15 protein-coding genes and 1 other RNA gene are annotated in these 14498 nt (G+C 34.6%); 6 read left to right on the forward strand and 10 right to left on the reverse strand.

Translation table 11 applies throughout. The features are described 5' to 3' along the window. Together RVY88_RS08915 and ybeY are read left to right on the forward strand one after the other, a co-directional pair. On the forward strand, positions 1-2221 hold a 2221-nt coding region (locus RVY88_RS08915), incomplete at its 5' end, for a cell surface protein (protein ID WP_317051296.1). A gap of 417 nt (positions 2222-2638) precedes the next feature. Next, the gene (gene ybeY, locus RVY88_RS08920; protein WP_002848706.1) at positions 2639-3043 is read left to right on the forward strand and encodes an rRNA maturation RNase YbeY; all 405 of its coding nucleotides are present in this window, start codon (positions 2639-2641) and stop codon (positions 3041-3043) included. Position 3044: 1 nt separating this feature from the next. Here ybeY and RVY88_RS08925 read toward each other — a convergent pair whose 3' ends face one another. The 8 genes from RVY88_RS08925 to panB are packed head-to-tail and all read right to left on the reverse strand — an operon-like array spanning position 3045 to position 9515. Next, complete coding sequence (locus RVY88_RS08925; RefSeq protein WP_011731836.1) at positions 3045-3581, reverse strand: hypothetical protein; 537 nt, start codon at positions 3579-3581, stop codon at positions 3045-3047. Next, the gene (locus tag RVY88_RS08930; RefSeq protein ID WP_002848704.1) at positions 3578-4492 is read right to left on the reverse strand and encodes an MlaD family protein; all 915 of its coding nucleotides are present in this window, start codon (positions 4490-4492) and stop codon (positions 3578-3580) included. Before RVY88_RS08930 ends, RVY88_RS08925 begins: the two co-directional genes overlap by 4 nt. Next, positions 4482-5222 carry an ABC transporter ATP-binding protein gene (locus tag RVY88_RS08935; protein WP_002848701.1) on the reverse strand — a complete coding sequence of 247 codons (741 nt, stop codon included), beginning with the start codon at positions 5220-5222 and terminating at the stop codon, positions 4482-4484. The genes RVY88_RS08930 and RVY88_RS08935 overlap by 11 nt, the downstream gene beginning before the upstream one ends. Continuing rightward, a complete protein-coding gene (locus tag RVY88_RS08940; RefSeq protein ID WP_238389043.1) occupies positions 5219-6292 on the reverse strand; it encodes an MlaE family ABC transporter permease in 1074 nt (357 codons plus the stop codon). The genes RVY88_RS08935 and RVY88_RS08940 overlap by 4 nt, the downstream gene beginning before the upstream one ends. Continuing rightward, positions 6289-7392 (reverse strand): AI-2E family transporter, encoded by a 1104-nt coding sequence (locus RVY88_RS08945; RefSeq protein ID WP_162167609.1) that lies wholly within the window; start codon positions 7390-7392, stop codon positions 6289-6291. Before RVY88_RS08945 ends, RVY88_RS08940 begins: the two co-directional genes overlap by 4 nt. Next, positions 7385-8416 carry a Holliday junction branch migration DNA helicase RuvB gene (gene ruvB / locus RVY88_RS08950; protein WP_162167610.1) on the reverse strand — a complete coding sequence of 344 codons (1032 nt, stop codon included), beginning with the start codon at positions 8414-8416 and terminating at the stop codon, positions 7385-7387. The genes RVY88_RS08945 and ruvB overlap by 8 nt, the downstream gene beginning before the upstream one ends. Before the next feature lie 9 nt (positions 8417-8425). After that, complete coding sequence (locus RVY88_RS08955; RefSeq protein ID WP_002848697.1) at positions 8426-8737, reverse strand: rhodanese-like domain-containing protein; 312 nt, start codon at positions 8735-8737, stop codon at positions 8426-8428. Next, a complete protein-coding gene (panB, locus tag RVY88_RS08960) occupies positions 8721-9515 on the reverse strand; it encodes a 3-methyl-2-oxobutanoate hydroxymethyltransferase (protein WP_162167611.1) in 795 nt (264 codons plus the stop codon). The genes RVY88_RS08955 and panB overlap by 17 nt, the downstream gene beginning before the upstream one ends. An 86-nt stretch (positions 9516-9601) precedes the next feature. Here panB and RVY88_RS08965 point away from each other — a divergent pair, with 86 nt between their 5' ends. After that, complete coding sequence (locus RVY88_RS08965) at positions 9602-10018, forward strand: hypothetical protein (protein WP_002848695.1); 417 nt, start codon at positions 9602-9604, stop codon at positions 10016-10018. Positions 10019-10054: 36 nt separating this feature from the next. After that, positions 10055-10415, forward strand: a transfer-messenger RNA (tmRNA) gene (gene ssrA / locus RVY88_RS08970). A 106-nt stretch (positions 10416-10521) separates the two neighbouring features. Here ssrA and RVY88_RS08975 read toward each other — a convergent pair. Next, complete coding sequence (locus RVY88_RS08975; RefSeq protein WP_317051297.1) at positions 10522-11757, reverse strand: autotransporter outer membrane beta-barrel domain-containing protein; 1236 nt, start codon at positions 11755-11757, stop codon at positions 10522-10524. A 206-nt stretch (positions 11758-11963) separates the two neighbouring features. On the opposite strand from RVY88_RS08975, the gene RVY88_RS08980 reads away from it, so the two are divergent. Together RVY88_RS08980 and RVY88_RS08985 are read left to right on the forward strand one after the other, a co-directional pair. Continuing rightward, positions 11964-12107, forward strand: coding sequence for a hypothetical protein (locus RVY88_RS08980; RefSeq protein WP_317051298.1), 144 nt, complete (start codon positions 11964-11966; stop codon positions 12105-12107). Between the two features lie 9 nt (positions 12108-12116). Then, positions 12117-12257: a hypothetical protein gene (locus RVY88_RS08985; RefSeq protein ID WP_158004863.1), complete on the forward strand. Its 141-nt coding sequence runs from the start codon at positions 12117-12119 to the stop codon at positions 12255-12257. Positions 12258-12631: 374 nt separating this feature from the next. Here RVY88_RS08985 and RVY88_RS08995 read toward each other — a convergent pair whose 3' ends face one another. After that, positions 12632-14212: a hypothetical protein gene (locus RVY88_RS08995; RefSeq protein WP_162167614.1), complete on the reverse strand. Its 1581-nt coding sequence runs from the start codon at positions 14210-14212 to the stop codon at positions 12632-12634. Between the last annotated feature and the right edge of the window lie 286 nt (positions 14213-14498).

Raw genomic sequence — 14498 nt, forward strand, 5'->3', positions numbered from 1 at the left:
CGTAGCAATAACTGCCGATAAGATAGAAAATTTAAGTTTAAACGCTACAGGAAAAGATAGTTTCTTAAAAGATATTACTTCAAAAGACGTATCTGTAAAAGGAAACGCAAATCTATCTTTAGCAACAGGAGCAAAAACTACTACTTTAGATGCTTCTAGCTTCGGTGGAGCTTTGGATGCAGATTTAAGCACATCAGCTAGTGTTACTAGTATTAAAGGTGGAAATGGTAATGATAAGATAACTATAAAAGATGTTGCAGTAAACGTAGCAATTGATGGTGGCGCTGGAAATGACGAGCTAGTTATCAAAGGAAGCACTGCTGACACACTTCAACCGACTTTAACAAATATAGAAAAAGTTACTGTAGACGGTAATACTAAAGATTTAACTCTATCATTGAAAAAAGCTCAGAGCGTAACAGAGTTAAGCTTTAAAAATATAGCTAAAACTGTTACTGAGTCAAACGGAAACGTAGAGACAGTTAATATCTTGGCAAATAATGCTACTGATAAAGCAGTAACTATCAATGACGAGAGTTTAAAAACAATTAACTTTTCAGATGTTGATGATAAGGGAGCTAGCGTAGCAGCAAAAGGTAAAATAGTAGCCGATAAAGCAACCGAGCTTACAATTAACTCAAATAAAGTAACAGCTGCTGCTGATGCCGTAGTTCAAGCTGCAAATGCTACAAAAATAGATATAAACGCAGCTAAAGATACTGTTGGTTTAACTCTTGGCGGTGTAGCTAAATTAACTGATTTAACCGTAAATAATAAAGGTGATTTTGCATTAACAGGCGCAAATGTTACAGATCTTGATTCGGTAAAAAATCTTAGCGTAAATACCGAAGGAGCATTTAGCATAGCTACTGCTACAAGCTTGAAAAACTTAAATAACTTAAGCTTAAACGGAGTTTCTGCTGATTTAAACAGTGTTAACGTAGGAACTGCTACTTTAGCATCTTTAGAAGCAAATATAAATGTAAGCGGAGAGTTTAAACTAGGAACGACTACTGCAAAAGGCGATGTAGACTTTAATATAGAAAATGTTGGAGCATTAACTTTAGCAGATATAACTTCATCAACAGGAAATGCTAGTGTGATCATCTCTTCAGCTACTGGAAACGTTACTTTAGGAGCTCTTAAAGGTGATATAGTAAGCGTAGATCTAGGTGGTGTTTTAGGGACTATAAATAGCGCTTCTGGTAATAAAGTAAAAATTACTTCAAACGAAGTTACTTATGTAGGTTCAGAGATTAGTAAAAACGTAGTAGAGATAACTGCCGCAGCCGGCGGTACTGATTTAAATGCTCAAGTAATAGGTGGAGCCGCTGCAGATGATGCATTAACAATAAAAGGTATAGCAGATACTCAAACTATAACCGCTAGCGGAGATTTAAGTGGTGGAACTTTAACTCTTACTTTAACGGATGCTACTAAACTAAGTAGTTTGGATATAAGCGGGGTTAAGGGTATAACAGGTAATGTTGCAATCGAACTAGGTAAAGCAGTACAAGGTAATAAAACAGATGTAAGCGTACAAGGTAGCGACGCTGCTGAACAAATAACATATACTTCAGCTGCGAGTCTTACAGATATAAAAATATCTGGCGATCTAGGAGCAGGAGCTAACACTATAACCGTTACTACAACAGCTGCAGCTGCTACATTAAAGACTATAGATCTAAGCGGATTAAGTGCTACTGGCGGAACTCTTGCTAGTACGATTACTCTTGATGCTGGAAATACGGCTATTACTTCTGTTAAGGGTAGCTTAGGTGCCGATACTATAACTGTTAAAGATGAAAATAAAGCAGTAACTATAGATCTAGGAAAAGATACTGCGATAGATAAGGTAGATGTAAGTGCAGTTAAAATAGCAGATGTAACAACTGATAAAAAAATAGCAGAAGATTTAGTAAGCATAACTAACGCTTTATCCGGAGATCAAATAGTACTAAAAGGTGCTACTAGCATAAAAGATAGAGGAGATTTATCTAATGAAGCTACATTAAAAGCTGCATTAGGAAAATTAGGCGAAGGCAAAGATGGAACTGTAGTTGCTGATACTGCTGAAGTATTCACCTATAAAGGAGATACATATGTAATTGATCCTGCTGGAGTTAATTTAACAACAAATGACACCGATCTTATGATTAAATTAACAGGTATCGTTACATTTAATGACACTGTTGATGCTAATACAATCACAGTAGCTTAACGACTTTTTGATTAAAACCTTAATAAAAATAGTAGATAGTTTTTTGCTAGAGGAGCCTTTAAATAGGCTCCTTGAATTGTTTTAAATTTAACTACTCTATAGTTTGTTTTTAAATTTATCTATTTTAGCTTTTTTAAATTTGACTACTTTAACTCATAAATTTATCTTTTTAAATTTAACTAGCTTATTTAGCTACTTTAAATTCTTTTAAATGTGATTTTAAATTTAACTACTTTTAATTGATTAAATTTAATAGCTTTATATTTTTAAAATTTAATAATCATATATTTCAATTTAAATTCCAAATCTCTCATTTTAATTTCTAAAATTCAAAAATTGCAGATTAAAGATAAAAAATTAAGCTTTTTTTAACACAGATTTTGGGATTATTTATTATTTTAAATTTGAAAGGCGAAAATGATAATTTGCAATGATAGCTATCCTTCTGTTTTAGATAAGATAGCCGATATGCTCACAAAAGCCGAAGTCGAGCTTGTATTTGTAAGCAATGAAGAGATGAGAGAGATAAATAGAGATAAAAGAGGTATGGACAAAACTACAGATGTTCTTAGCTTCCCGCTTACTTACGTACCTCATTTCCCTATAGGTTCTATAGTTATAAATACAGATCTAGCTTCTAGCAAGGCTCTTGAGTTAGGTCACAGCACAGATGATGAAATAGCACTTCTTTTTACTCACGGACTACTTCATATACTAGGATTCGATCATGAAAACGACGATGGAGAAATGAGGCGCAAAGAGATAAGTATAATGGAGCATATGGGCTTACCAAAGAGCCTCATCGTAAGAAACGGCTGCTAGCTTATAGCATTTCATTTAAAATAGAGTGCAAATCCCCAAAAACAGTCTCTAAAGAGGCGTTTAAAGCTTCTGCTACGCTACTTGTCGTAGTAGTTTTTGCGCTTAGGATTTTGTTTAAAATGATTTTATCTTTATCTGTGAGTTTGGCTAGAATTTCTATATAAGCAGTGTTTTGCGTAACACCGATATCAAGAAGAGTGATTTCTAAGCTTACTTGAGCATCGCTACGCTCTTTAATATGGCAATTTTGATCTAAATACAAAATAAGTGCTTTGTAAATCATATCGCTCGGATATGCTATGAATTTAACATTTTGTAAGTAACTCAGCTCAAGACCGTCTTTATAAATGATGTTTCTGGTTTGATAAGGGCTTAAGGATTTTATCTTTTGGACGTGAATAAATACGTCGCTTCTTCTGTCGCACCTGTTGAGTTCTTTTTTTGGAGTGCTTAACTCATAATATGTTGTTTGAGGGCTTTGTTTCGCTAAACAGCCGCTCAATAAAATCGATATAAAAATTGCAAAAACGTATTTCATTTCTTATCTCCTGAAGTATCTTTAAAGAAAAATTCATAAGGGTTGTCTTCTAGTCTAAAAAGCGTGTTTTTAAGCTCCATAATAAGGGAGTCTAGCTGCAAAAGAGTATCGTTTGTAGCGCTGAGCGTCGGAGTTAAAAAAGACTTAAAATCGTATTCACCGCTTGATAACTTGCTCATTAGTAGAGTTTGAGTATCTTCAAAACTCTTTGCGCTTTTTTTAGCTATGTTTAAAAAATCGGCTGCATTTTTGTTTAATTCTTCAAATTTAATAGCCGATACTCTATTTGAGATAGCAACAGAGTTTTCTAAAAGCTTGTTTATATTGTTTGAGTTTTGCTCATTAGAGACTTTTGCTAGGTTTGATAAAATAGTGTTTAAAGAAGCGATGGAGTTGCTTAAGTTATTTAAATTTTCATCAGAAAGTGCACGATCAATCTTTGATAAACTAGCGTCTATACGACTTCCTAAATTTATGGCGCTATCGCCTATTTTGGCTAGTAGGCCTTGTCCCATTTTGATACTAGGTTTATCGTTTGGCGAAAATACTTCCGCGCTATCGCTACCTTTACTTATATTTATATAAGCTATACCGCTGATTCCTTGGACTTCTACTACTGCAACGCTATCTCGTTTGATAGGAAGATCTTTTTTGAGACTCATTTTTATCTCTATGGTGGCTGATTTTGGATCGCTGAAATATATATCTTTGACGATACCGGCAGGCACACCTATAAAACGTACTTGAGAGTCATTTTTTATACCGTTTGGAAGCTCTTTTGTTTCTATGTAATAGTAACGAGTTTCTCCTTCATTGCCTTTGATATTCATATATAATACGAAAAATGTAAGCATAGCCAAAACTATACAAAAAAATAGTCCGGCTATAAAATATGAGTTTTTATTTTCCATTTAAACTCCTCATAGTAAATAATTCCCTAAGTGGATTTTCTTTGTATTCTAAAGCACCTTTTAAATCGCCCTCATAAGCGATTTTGTGATTGTCTATTATAAGAAATCTATCTAAAATGCCAAATATAGAATCTATATCGTGAGTAACCATTACGACAGTAATCCCTAAACTATCTCTAATGGTGCATATAAGCTTATCAAGCGCTCTTGCGCTCATAGGATCAAGACCAGAGTTCGGCTCATCTAAAAATAGTACTTTTGGGCTTAGAGCAAGGGAACGAGCTAAGGCTACGCGCTTTTTCATTCCACCACTAAGCTCGCTTGGGTACAAGCTCATAGCTTCTTTTGAAAGACCTACTTTTATGAGCCACATTTTGGCTATTTCATTGATATCTTGCTCGTCATAATCGCTATATTCTTTTAGCAATATACCGATGTTATCAAGTACGTTCATACCGCTGTAAAGTGCGCCGAACTGAAACATAACGCCCATTTTCAGTCTAAGCTCATCTCTGGTTTGTAAATTTGCTTGCCAAAGGTTTTGATTATCCCAAAAAATATCCCCGCTAGTAGGTTCTTTCAGATAGATAAGAGTTTTTAAAAGCGTTGTTTTACCGCTACCGCTACCGCCTAAAAGTCCGTAAATTTCGCCATCATTTATCTGAAAGCTAACATGATCGTGCATAATTCTTTCTCCATAAGCAGTGCATAAATCTATAGCTTTTATCAAATTTTTAGCTCCGTATATATAATAGAAAAAATAGCATCTAAAGCAATAATCCAAAATATCGCATTTACCACGCTTCTTGTAGTAAGCTCACCTACGCTGTTTGTGCTTCCGCTAACCTCGAATCCTCTTTTGCATCCTATCAGAGCTATAACCGCTCCAAAAAACGGAGCTTTAAATAATCCCACCCAAAAATGCCTAAGAGCGATACTAGATCTAAATCTTTCTAAATAGTCTGAAAAACTAAGATCAAGATACCAATTACAAACCATCATTTGTCCAAAAATACTTACCGCGTTTGCTAAAAATACTATAAAAGGCATAGCCAAAATAAGAGCCAAAACACGCGGCATAACGATAAATCTAAACGGCTCAAAACCCATAGTTTTCATGGCTTCTAACTCATCTGTTATTTTCATAACTCCGATCTGAGCCGTGTAACTAGAAGCTGATCGTCCAGCTACTACGATAGCTGCTATAAGAGGTCCTACTTCACGAAGCGTCATAATACCCATTATATCAACCACGTATATACTAGCGTCGAAGTTTTCAAGCATTGTTGCGCCTTGATAAGCAAGCACGATACCAATAAGAAAGCTAGTAAGACAGACTATGAAAACAGCACTTATCCCTGCACTATAAAAGTGGTTTGAAAGCTCTTTAAATCTTACGGTAAACGGGTTTAATAATGATTTTGTAAGATTAAATAAAAACTCACCTAGAAATATGCAAAAAGAGACTAGTTCGTTTTTTAAATTTATGATGTTTTTGCCTATTTGCTCGATTAAATTTGATTTTTTAAATTTAATAATTTGTAGATTTAAAATATATTTGTCGCTTACTAGAGCGAATATTTTATCGAATTTATCGTTTGAGTTAATGAGTTTTGGACAGTTGTAGTGTTTAGCAAAAAAAGTAGCAGCGCTATAGTCTATGCGGATTAGATTTTTCAGATCTAGAGTGTCTACTTTGAGACTTCTAAGCTCTTTTAAGCTCTTTTTATCCATAGTATAATCAAATTCCCCATCTAGTTTTAAAACCGCATTATCTAAAGTAAAGTTGTACTTTTTCACTCTTTTGCCTTTGAGTCTAAGTCGCTGCTTTTTAACATAGCATAAACTCTAAGCGTTGCCGATAAAAGAGTAACTATAGCCGGTCCAAGAACAATTCCCCAAAATCCAAAACTCGAAAGACCTGCCAACATAGAGAAAAATATTAATAATTCATTCATTTTGGCCGGTGTTTTAAGAAGCTTTTCATTTATAAATTTAATAACGAGCGGCTTTACGAAGTTATCTGCTAAAGTGGATATAACAACAATGGAATATACTAAAATTATTATAGCCGCTTTAGTGTCTCCAAGAGAAAACTCAAACACGCTAAGAGGAATATAAACTAAAGCGCCTCCTACTACGGGAATAAGCGAACTAAATGCAAACAGTACGCCAAAAAGCAGTCCGTCAAAACCGTAAAAACTAGCTATAATAGCAAATAAAAAGCCTTGCAAAATCATATTTGCTATAGTAGAGTAAAACACAACGCTCATGGTATTTGCAACTTCTAAAAATATGGCTTCTAACTCGTATTTTGCTATAGGAGAAACTTTTTTGATATAACTTTTAAAAAAGTTTGCGTAAAAGTGTGAAAAAAATAGAAAAAGCATGATAAAGCTGATATCTATAAGAAAATTAGCACTTTTTTCCAAACTTCCTTTTGCATAGCTAAGAACTTTTCTAATCAACGTGGGCAGATCGATACCGGCTATCAATTCTTTTATTTTAGGCTCTAAAAATGAGAGAGCTTGAGGCAATTTCAAATCAAAATTTTTTATATAATCAATGGTGTGAGATATGCTTTTAATGTCGAAATTCGCAGCGTTTTTTACTATCTCTATAACGGCGTATATGAGCGGCAAGAAAAATACTGTACATAAAAATAGCGTAGTAATGGCGGCTGAAAGTGCGGCTTTGCCGTTTGTAAAACGTAAAAATGCGTTTTGTATGTTTGAAGTAGCAACTGCTAAAAGCACTCCGATACTAATAGTAAGAAGATATGATTGAAATAAAAATAGTACCCAACAAAGCAAAAAAAGTATGAAAAAACCAAAAAATAGACGATTTGTAGAATGCCGACTTTGAGAATTTAGGTTGTTTTTAAAATTTAAATCATTCATTGAACAGACCTTTATTTTGTTTTTCTTCGGTTATATGCATAGGCGGATTTATACCAAAAACGCTATAGCTTTTAAAGCTTAGTATACGACCTTTTGCGGTTCTTTCTATATATCCGTTTGATAACAAATAAGGCTCTATAACATCTTCTACGGTGCCCTCATCCTCGCTCAAAGCAGCAGCTATAGTTGAAAGGCCAAGAGCTCTTTTAGACCCCACTAATATATCTAAATACTTTAAATCCATCTCATCAAAACCAAGATCATTTACTCCAAGACTATCAAGAGAACTTTTAGCCCTATCTTTGCTGATACTGTTTTCATCACTGACTTCAGCAAAATCCCTAATACGTTTAAGTAGTCTTAAAGCTATACGAGGGGTTCCACGGCTGCGTTTTGCTATCTCTAAGCTAGCTTCTTTAGTGCTATTTTTACCTAGTTTAGAAGCAGCTATAGAGATAATACGAGCTAATTCGTTATCGGTGTAAAATTGCAGCCTAAACTGCATACCAAATCTATCTCTAAGAGGAGCCGAGATCATGCCTGCTCTTGTAGTGGCTCCTATAAGAGTAAATTTAGGAATATCAATTTTTATAGTTTGAGCTGCAGGTCCAGAACCTATAATGATATCAAGTCTGAAATCTTCCATGGCAGAGTATAACACCTCTTCTATGGCAGGACTTAAGCGGTGAATTTCATCGATAAATAGCACATCGCCTTCTTCTAAATTCGTGAGGATAGCAGCCAAATCTCCGCTTTTTTCTATCATCGGAGCGGAGCTGATCTTGATATTTGCTCCCATTTCGTTTGCTATAATATGAGCAAGAGTAGTCTTTCCAAGTCCAGGAGGCCCATAAAATAGTACGTGATCTAAGCTTTCAAGGCGCTTTTTAGCGGCTTTTATGAATACTTTTAAATTTGATTTGATTTTTTCTTGACCTATATACTCTTCAAAAGTCAATGGTCTTAAAGTTACTTCATATTCGCTTTCAAAGCTGACTTTTTCTATCTCGACTATCCTATCCAATTCTTATCCTTAAAGTGCAAACTTTTCAAATTTAGCACCCATTTTTTCGTAGTAATAAGCGCCGCCTTTTATCTCTTTAACATTTTTAAAACCATTGTTTTGCAGTAGTTTTAAAGCAGCTTTTGATCTTTTGGCGGTCGCACACATAAGATAAAACTCATCGTCTTTTTTAAAATGCTGCTCCACCAAGCGTACAAACATAGGATTTATCTTTCCGCTTGCATTTTCATAAGTAATGAGTTTTGAACCCTCTAAAATTCCGTACTCCATCCATTCACTAGGAAGTCTTATATCTACTATATTTTCATTTGGTATATTCATACTGACTACTTGGGAATTTGCTATTTTTTACTTCGTCCGCATACTCTTTTAGAGCATTTTTTATAAGAGTCGCACCTTCTAAATACCTTTTTACAAATTTTGGTTTAAATTCATCAAAAAAGCCAAACGCATCGCTCCATACCAAAACTTGTCCATCACAAGAAGCACCGCTTCCTATTCCTATAGTCGGCACTTTTAATTTTTGAGAAATTTCGCTCGCAACACTACTTACGATTCCTTCTAGCAAAAACAAGCTAGCTCCCGCAGACTCCAAAACGATAGCGTCTTCTAATATGCTTTTTGCGCTTAGCTCGTCTTTGCCTTTTATCTTGTATCCACCTTCAAAACGTGACATTTGAGGTTTTAAACCGATGTGAGACATAACAATTATGCCATTTTGGCTAAGAAGTTTGATGGTGTCCGCCATCTCTTTCGTGCCTTCTATTTTTACAGCGTCACAGCCTGTTTTTTTATAGATTTTTATAGCATTTTTTAGTGCTATTTGCGGCGTGCAAGCCGAGCCAAAGGGCATATCTACAACTAAAAATGCTTTTTTAGCACCATTTTGCACAGCTTTCGTATGATAGATCATATCATCAACGCTTAGTCCTATAGTTTCATTTTTACCACCAAAACTCATATTTAAACTATCGCCGACCAAAATCATATCCACATAATCATCAAAAAGCCTTGCAAACAGAGCATCATAAGCAGTTATCATAACAATCTTTTCTCTGTTTTTCATCATAAACAGATCGTTTATGGTTACTTTTTTCAATATTTTTCCTTATTTTTCTCATTTTTTTGTCTGATTTTATCTAAAATTTGCTACAATTTGTCTGAATATAAGTAGGAAATATAAAAATGGGATTACTAAAACAGCTAGAAATCGAATACGAACTTGATATCATAGATGAGTTCTTAACTCATTTTGGCATAATGAACGGTCTGCTTGACGGGTTGATTATAAATTTAGGCAACAAAGATAAATTTGATGCAAGCGCGAATGAACTTGGAAGGATATTTCACAATATTAAATCCGCATGTGAGTACTTAAAGCTAGACGCGATCATAAAACTAACTTCAATAGCAGAAGACATAGTATCTGAACTAAAAAGTCATAAAAATACCGGAACTATAGCGTCAAATGAAGCTATAGACTGGCTTTTAGAAGTTTCTAGTCAGCTTGAATTATATAGGCAAGATTTGGAAAATGATGAGATTTATTTTCACATTTTACGTCCTAGTATAATTAATATTCCTACAAATTTATTTGCTTGACAATAAATTAAATTTTATGTATAATCGCCAACTTATGGGGGTGACTTGGCTTCGACAGGAGTAGTGGAGTCACGGCGGCATGCAGCTTTGGGCAAAGCTTAAAAAGCCCAAAATAAAATTAAACGCAAACAACGTTAAATTCGCTCCTGCTTACGCTAAAGCTGCGTAAGTCCAGTTGAGCCCTGCGAAACTTCAATGCTATCTAGAAGCTTTAGCGGGTAATTTTTGATAGCTTAGATTAAAGAATTGACGAATCTATAATTGAAATTTAGTCTTAGCTTAGCTAAACGCTTTGGGAAGTGAGCGAAGCTAAGTGAAACTCTCACTTCTGCTAAGCATGTAGAGGCTATGAATCTATTATTTTTGGACTGCAGTTCGATCCTGCACACCTCCACCATTAAATTATTAACTTATTTTATTAAATTTAATAAACATCATACATTTAAAGCAGACCGATACATCATCAATCTGCTATCACTAAATTTATAAATTACAACATTAAATTAAAATTTATATCGAGCTTTTAAGCCGCCCGAGATACCGCTTTTTACTCCGGTAAATAGCTGTAAATTAAAATTTGCATTGAACGCTTTATAGTTTGTAGGAGTTATACTAGCTCCGATCTCAAGCATAGCACTATCTCCGGAAGCTCCGGGAGCATCTATATTTGCATTTGCTACTATGCTATATGTTTTTTGTTTGCCGTCAAATTCTCTCTCATAAGCAGCTCCGCCATATAGATTAGTACTGTCGTTTAACTCATAGTTATATCTAGCGCCTAAACTTAGTCTTATAGACTTAGCAGTATCAAACTCAAACCCTTCATCTCTTATATACACTGCTTTGCTTCCTTGCTCGGAATAAAGAATCTTTGAGTATAAATCAATAATATTTATATCATTTATATTAAAAATCCTGCCAAGCCCTATATGTCCTCCAAAGTAGTTTCTACCCATATCAAATGACGCTACCCCATTAAAGTCGTTACTAACATAATTACTTTTTACTTTACCTCCTCTAAGCGATCCATCTAAATAGAAGTTATTTGCTAATTTAGTATTTAGTAAAACTCCGATACCAAAGTAATTAGTATCACCGCTTCCTTTTATGCTATTGGTATTTGGAATACTATTAGGAGCAAAGTCGTTATAGCTATTATAATTTGCATTTCCTGCTTCCATAAATATACCGTACGTAAAAGACTCTATCTCTTTAGAAACACCAACTATAAGCGAGAAACCATTTATATCTATATGAGATCCCGTTTTATAACGAAAGCGACCATTGCTAAGTGCGGCAAATGAGTTTGAACTGCTAGCTTGACTAACCATATTTTTTATACCTTCATTTGATGCTAGATCACCTGCTTGATTTGTAGATACTATAGATGCAACGCCTGATTCTAAGAAAGATTTCATTCCTGGATTTGGCTCTTTTTTTCCTAATACAAACTTACTATTACCGACTGAAGTATAAGTAATGATTTGAGAAACTCCAAATAGAGTCTTTTTAGGTTCGCTAACAAGAACTACCGGAGCAGGAATTACTGGAATGGGAGCGGGAACTACCGGAGCAGGCTGAGGGGCTGGAATAGGAATAGGAATAATAGAGTTTGCATCATCTCCACCTGTTATCTTTGCATCATCAAACCCTCCTATAAGAGTTATTGTATCTCCTTCATTTAAATTTAGATTATTTGCGTTAAATTGAGGTGTGATTATTAAGTCGCTTAAATCCATATCTTCACCTAAAATTAATATATAATCATTTGTAGTCATATCTCTTGGAATATTCAGATTTAAATTTGAAAAGTTTTTTATAGATTTTATTTTTAAATTTAATGAATCTTGAGTAGCTAGAGTGTTTCCTGATTTATAATCAGAAGGAGGATCATTTAAAGGTTGGATATCTGCCGGATCTGCAAGTGCCCTCCTAACTCTTTTGGGTGCTAAATTTTGCTCTATGGGGGGGGGGTGCAGCTATCTTCCCATCGGCGCCGTATAAAGTAGCATTTGATAGATCCGGACTACCTGAGATGATGATTTTATTTCCAGTAGAACTACCGCCGCCACTGCTATATCCTCCATAAATATTTCCCGTGATTGTTCCATTAGATATATTAACCGAGTTTTCAGTAGAATTACCGTTTAGTGATTTACCGCCGTATATATTACTAGTAACTGTTCCGCCAGATATCGTAACTGAGTTTTTAGATACCGTTGTTCCATATCCACCGTAAATTTCTCCCGATATTTTTCCGTTAGAGATTTCTATTCTATTTTCAGATGCACTTATACCTTCACCGCCATAGATTTTATCGGTAATTGAAGTGTTATCTCCAGATATAGTAACCGAGTTTTTATTGGCATTGCCGTTTGTGGATTTACCGCCGTATATACTATTAGTAACCTTTCCACCAGATATTGTAACTGAGTTTTCAATAGCATTTGCATTTGTGCCTTGTCCGCCTATAATGATAGCAGAAGTATCTGTAGATACTATTACGGAATTCTTGGTTGCAGAACCGCTATATGACTTACCTCCGATAATATAATTTTCAACTACTCCGCCAGATACATTTACGTAGTTTTGAGATGCAACAACACCAGAGTTTCAACCAGTAACGCTTTGGATAGTACCGCCGGTAATATTAATCGTATTTAAGTTGGTATGGTCTTGAGCATGACCGCCTACAATATTGTTTATATTGCCCCCGTTAGAGATTTGAATTGAATTTTCATTAGCGTCTTTAGCTGAATGACCTCCGTAGATATTAGTAACTTGCAATGTTCCACCAGAGATTGTGATCGAGTTTTTATTAGCTATACTATTATTGCTTATAGATTTTCCTCCATAGATATCTGCAATATTGGCCGTACCTTCTGTGATAGTTACTTTATTCTCGTTAGCAGATTTATTTGCATTACCACCATAGATTGTGCTAGAAGTAACCTTTCCACCAGATATTGTAACTTGGTTATTTGTTGCATTAGTAGCACTTCCGCCGCCTATAGTAGGAACGTTGATAGTGCCTCCAGATATAATAACTAAATTTTCAGAAGCGACTTGAGAGCTTCCGCCACCTATGATTTCTACAGCTTTTATTTTGCTATTGTCTTGTATATATACTTTGTTTCTATTAGACTGATGATAACCGTTGCCCCCTTTGATATATATTTTTGTACTTGATGCCGAACCGCTTCCATCCCAATTTATCTTTGTGTTGCCTTTTATAGTGACGACATTATCTGTTGTGGCATCTTTGCTTAAACCTCCAAAGATATCAATGATCGGATTCTTAAGACTAGAATGTGTTGCTATAGTAACGTTTGTTAAATTTACCATATTGCCGATCGCTTCAGCGCTACCATAATCAAAGTTCCAAAATACGCTTGCCTCGCCTCCTATGATATGGGTGTGATGTTGCAATTTATTACCAAATCGAAGCCCGGCAGTTAATTTAGCATCCGTTATAATTACGCTATTGTTTGATGATATTGCTTTTCCATTGTTTTTATTTGGTGCTTCAACAAATCCTCCTGCTATTTTAAATTGATGCTGATTATCACTTGTAGCAGTTAATTCTATATCTTTTTTTATCTCTACCTTATTACTAGTAGCAGTACTTTTAGACTGTCCTCCATAAATATTGCTTTTTAAATGCTGGGCTATATACCCTTGTTCATATCCTCCATAAAATACGGTTTTATTATCTATTAATACCGTATTGTTCTTAGACTCGCTTGTCGTAGCATATCCTCCTATAAGCTCTGCATTTTTCATTCCACCAGCAATTGTAGTAACGGAATTAGTATTACTACTTTTTATCTCAACTTTGTTATTTGATGAGAAGGTGCCTTTACCGCCTATAACTTTTCCACCGTTTTTTTGACTGTTCGGATAACGATTGCCTATAAAAGTACCGGGATCTACATTAATAGTATTTGATTTAGTTTCCTCACTATCACTATACCCACCATATATTTCTGCTCCTTGTTGCTCATTTCCTGAAATCGTGACATTATTATTGGATTGATCTGTTGGTTTATATGTATTACCTTGTCCTTTGGATATCGCATTCCCATTATTATTTACATTAAGCTCGGCTACGGAAGAAATAGGTATGCATAACAACAGTGTTGATAAGGTAATCTTTGCACCGACAATGGTTGTGATTGGAATCTGAATTTTCATTTGTATGCCTTTTTAAGATTTACTAGATTAAAAATCTACAGCCATCATAGCTAAATTTAACATAAAATTCAAATATTTTTATAATTATCTTTTAAATTTTAAATAAATCTGTGTAAAAAGTGTCATACCTTCCTTTTCTCAAATCTAATACTCTTTGATACCTTGTAAGTATTTAGTATATAGATAACTATATATATGGTTGGTTGCTTTTGCTGGTGATTTTATTTTATTTTATTAAGGAGTCCTTAAATGTTAAACAAAACAGATGTTTCAATGCTTTATATCA

Origin of the sequence: Campylobacter sp. TJR-1, assembly GCF_032840035.1 — a bacterium.
Taxonomy (GTDB): domain Bacteria; phylum Campylobacterota; class Campylobacteria; order Campylobacterales; family Campylobacteraceae; genus Campylobacter; species Campylobacter fetus.

Excerpts from the sequence above, each read along its gene's own strand:
- ybeY (WP_002848706.1), top strand. The coding sequence starts at position 2,639 with ATGATAATTTGCAATGATAGCTATCCTTCTGTTTTAGATAAGATAGCC.
- RVY88_RS08925 (WP_011731836.1), bottom strand. The coding sequence starts at position 3,581 with ATGAAATACGTTTTTGCAATTTTTATATCGATTTTATTGAGCGGCTGT.
- RVY88_RS08930 (WP_002848704.1), bottom strand. The coding sequence starts at position 4,492 with ATGGAAAATAAAAACTCATATTTTATAGCCGGACTATTTTTTTGTATA.
- RVY88_RS08945 (WP_162167609.1), bottom strand. The coding sequence starts at position 7,392 with ATGAATGATTTAAATTTTAAAAACAACCTAAATTCTCAAAGTCGGCAT.
- RVY88_RS08955 (WP_002848697.1), bottom strand. The coding sequence starts at position 8,737 with ATGAATATACCAAATGAAAATATAGTAGATATAAGACTTCCTAGTGAA.
- RVY88_RS08965 (WP_002848695.1), top strand. The coding sequence starts at position 9,602 with ATGGGATTACTAAAACAGCTAGAAATCGAATACGAACTTGATATCATA.
- RVY88_RS08975 (WP_317051297.1), bottom strand. The coding sequence starts at position 11,757 with ATGGATTTAAGCGACTTAATAATCACACCTCAATTTAACGCAAATAAT.
- RVY88_RS08995 (WP_162167614.1), bottom strand. The coding sequence starts at position 14,212 with ATGAAAATTCAGATTCCAATCACAACCATTGTCGGTGCAAAGATTACC.